This is a genomic window from Acidocella sp. (genome assembly GCF_052326845.1).
In the GTDB taxonomy this organism is placed as follows: Bacteria; Pseudomonadota; Alphaproteobacteria; order Acetobacterales; family Acetobacteraceae; genus Acidocella.
In genome coordinates, this window is sequence record NZ_JBKQJR010000091.1 from 1 (window position 1) to 3,630 (window position 3,630).

The following is a 3,630-nucleotide window of genomic DNA, read 5'->3' on the forward strand; positions in this document are numbered from 1 at the left end:
GGCGGTTGGACGGGCGATTGGCCAGGGTGCTGGCCGTGCCGGCCGGGCTGACGGGAATCTGGATGTCCGCGCATCTGGCGCCCGCTTGGCTAGCGAACGGCTTTCTCTGCGTCACGCGGTTCGAGGAATTACCGATGCGCGTTGACAATTTCCATTTCTACCCGCAATTCGGCGCCATCCTGTTGTTCTTCGCTGTGCTCGCCTTGCCCGCGGCGCAGCGCGTGCTGGACTCCCGGCCGGCGCAGCTTCTTGGGCGCTATTCCTTCAGCCTTTATCTCGTGCATTTCCCCATCCTGTTCACGGTGGCCATGTTCTGCCTGGTCAGGCTGCACGCTGCGGGACTGGGGGTGGCGATCGGCGTGGCCAGTGTTTGCGGCCTGACGGTGACGTTCGCGGCGATGCTGGTCTTCGAGCGCCTGGTCGACCGGTCGGCGATTTTCTTAAGCCGGAAACTACGTATTTTCGAACGGAACCGCCCGTTGAGTATGCCCGCGCGGGTTTTGTGATGGCGCCCCGTGCCTGCCAGGCGCGACACCAGGATGGGCGCGAATTGTACCGCGCGCCCATCTGGAGCCGTCTGCCACCATGCGAACTAAATTTGCTCTCTGCCCCTGGCTGGGCATTGCCGCCGCTGTTCTGGGCAGCCTGTTGCTGGGCGACGGTGCCGCACCCGCGGAACTGACTACTGCCACCGCACCGGTTCTCGATCTCTCCGGCTACGCCCTGAGTTTCGATGAAGAATTCAAAACATTCGATATCTCGGCCTGCGGTCCGCACAGCGTCTGGATAGCCCACACGCCGTGGAACCGCGATTTTGGCGATGCCGCGTTCGGCAATCCTGGACTGGGCGGACCGTTCTCACTGAATGCTCAAGGGCTGGCGATCACAGCCACCAAACAGCCGGACGGCAAGTGGATCTCGGGGCTGATCTGCTCGGTGGACAAGGATGGGCCAGGGCAGCACGGATTCTCGCAGAAGTACGGATATTTCGAGATGAAGGCAATCCTGCCGAGCGGCCCCGGCACCTGGCCGGCGTTCTGGCTGATCGGCAAGGACAAAAGCAGCTCCGCCGCCGAGATCGACGTCATAGAATATTACGGCGAATTTCCGAGATATTTTCATACCACGGAGCATGTCTGGGTGAATGGCGGCCATAAACTGCTGCGCACGCGGATGGTGGAGGTTCCAGATGGCAGTCTGTCATCGGGGTACAATAAATTCGGCGTTCTGATTACGCCGCAGACGACGAGTTTCTATCTGAACCGCCGTGAATATTGGAGCACGCCGACGCCACCCGAATACCGGCAGCCGATGTATATCCTCGCCAATCTGGCGTTGGGCGGCGGCTGGCCGACCGCAGGGCTCACCTCGCCGCAGGTGATGCAGATCGCATACATTAAGGTCTACCGAAAACTGCTGCCGCCTTGAGGCGCCAGCGCTCCACGACCAGAACAGAGTCGCAGATTCGCGTACTCCATCTGAGCTGGGCGGGTTCTTCCAGAACGCCAAAGTTGTACCGGTTGGCGTGGTAGTGAATTTGAGGCAGATGCCGATGGCGGGGTAGATCTCCCCCAAGTCTCTCCTCCGTTACCGCAACTAATAGGCTAGCGTGCGCAGGGAACTGGCGGGTCGGTCTGACGCGATGGAGGCGCCGTGAGGATATTGGTCGTAGGTGCCGGATTTGCCGGAGCAGTCTATGCACGAACCCTGGCGGACGCTGGGCATGATGTCACGGTGACAGACAAGCGCCGTCATGTCGGTGGCAATGCCTATGATTTCCTTGATGCCAATGGCGTGCGGGTGCATCTTTATGGGCCCCATTTGTTCCATACCAGGTTGAAGCGTGTCATAGATTGGCTGCAGCGATTCGGCAGCTTCATCCCCTACGAGCATCGCGTGCGAGCTCTTTTGCCGAGCGGGCGGCTAGCGCCTCTGCCGATTAATCTCAACACGGTGAATGCGGTGTTCGGGACGAGTTTCACGACAGCGGAGGAGGTGGAGGTGCATCTTGGCCGCGTCGCCCTCAACATCGAGTCACCACGCAATGCCGCCGAGCATCTGCATTCCCGGATCGGGATCGAACTGACGGATTTGTTTTTCCGCCCCTACACGAAGAAGATGTGGGGATTTGATCTTGAGGACATGTCGCCTGCCGTGGTCAAACGAATACCGCTGCGCACCGACCGCGTGGACACATATTTCGCCTCCGACGAGACTCAGATGCTGCCGCGCGACGGCTATGTCGCGTTGTTCGAAACCATGTTCGACCACCCCGCGATTGACGTGTACTTGGACACCAACTTCGACCGGGAGATGCTGAAGGATTATGACTTCTGCTTCAACGCCATGCCGATCGACGAGTATTTCGGCTTCCAGCTTGGTGATCTGCCTTACCGTTCGATCCGTTTTCATGTCCGTACCGTGGCGGATGGCGCGGCGCCTGAAGCTCCTGTAACCAATTTCACTGACACCAGTCCGTACACGCGTGAAACAACATGGGATGCGTTACCGCGCCACCGGGTGGAGGAGACCGGGCGCCGCACGATCACCAAGGAATAACCTTGCGATTATCGCGACAATGACATGGAGCGCTACTACCCGGTGAAGACGGCGGATGGCCGCTACCAAGCGCTTTACGAGAAATACCGGGAGTTGGCCGCCGCCGAGCCACATATGGAATTCATCGGCCGGTGCAGTACCTATCAGTATCTCGACATGGATCAGGTCATCAACCAATCTCTGGCCGGCGCCGAGCGCTGTCTGAAAAGCGGTGGGGGGGAGACAATTCGGCAATGTGACGTCAGCGCGCTTCCGGAATTGTGCTCATCCGGATACGATATTTGCATCATCGGCTCCGGATTTGCGGGCACTGCTGTGGCCAGCGAATTGTCGGGCAGCGGCCTGCGCATTCTGTTGCTGGAAAGCGGTGGGCGTACGCGGCAGAGTCTCGCCGATGCATTGGACGAGGTGGAGAGCATATGCTGGCCGCGGATCGAGGATCAGTGGCTGGTCCGCAACCGCGTCGTCGGCGGCACCTCGCACACCTGGTAGGGGCGCTGCGTGCCGTTCGATGCCATCGATTACGAGAAACGGCCATGGGTGCCGCACTCGGGCTGGCCGCTTACACCGGAGTCGCTTCTGCCGCATCTCATCCGTGCCGCGCCCTATCTCGGCATCAGTCTGGGCAGCGGTTATAATGATGAGGGATTCTGGAGGATCGCCGAGCGGCCTCGTCCGGTGCCGATGTTCGACGAAGCCATTCTGCGCTCCTACTACTGGGCGTTCAGTCGCGATCCTGACAATCCGCGCGAGCATATGCGCTGCAGCCGTCATCTGCCGCGCTGGGCCGGCGACGACGTGACGCTGGTGACCAACGCCACAGTCTGCGGGATCGAGGTCAACGACGGCTCGACTCTGGTGGAGCGGCTGGAGATTGCGGCGCCGGATGGCACGCGGCATTTTTTGGGTGCCCGCTTCGTCATCCTGTGCGCGGGCGGTATTGAAAATCCCCGCCTGCTACTTTGCTCCAACACCAAAATAGAGGCCGGAATCGGCAACACGCACGGGCAGGTCGGCCGCTATCTGATGGATCATCTGCGCGGCCCCGTCGCCTCGTTTCCGCTCGCCGGC

At 60.5% G+C, this 3,630-nt stretch carries 1 protein-coding gene and 3 pseudogenes; all 4 read left to right on the forward strand.

Features of this window, described 5'->3' with window-relative positions; genetic code table 11:
* Positions 1-506: pseudogene (locus tag ACLPJJ_RS06040) on the forward strand (hypothetical protein); the annotation flags it as partial.
* A 79-nt stretch (positions 507-585) separates the two neighbouring features.
* Complete coding sequence (locus ACLPJJ_RS06045) at positions 586-1,428, forward strand: glycoside hydrolase family 16 protein (protein ID WP_443590047.1); 843 nt, start codon at positions 586-588, stop codon at positions 1,426-1,428.
* Positions 1,429-1,653: 225 nt separating this feature from the next.
* Positions 1,654-3,051, forward strand: a pseudogene (locus tag ACLPJJ_RS06050) (UDP-galactopyranose mutase).
* Positions 3,052-3,060: 9 nt separating this feature from the next.
* Positions 3,061-3,630: pseudogene (locus tag ACLPJJ_RS06055) on the forward strand (hypothetical protein); the annotation flags it as partial.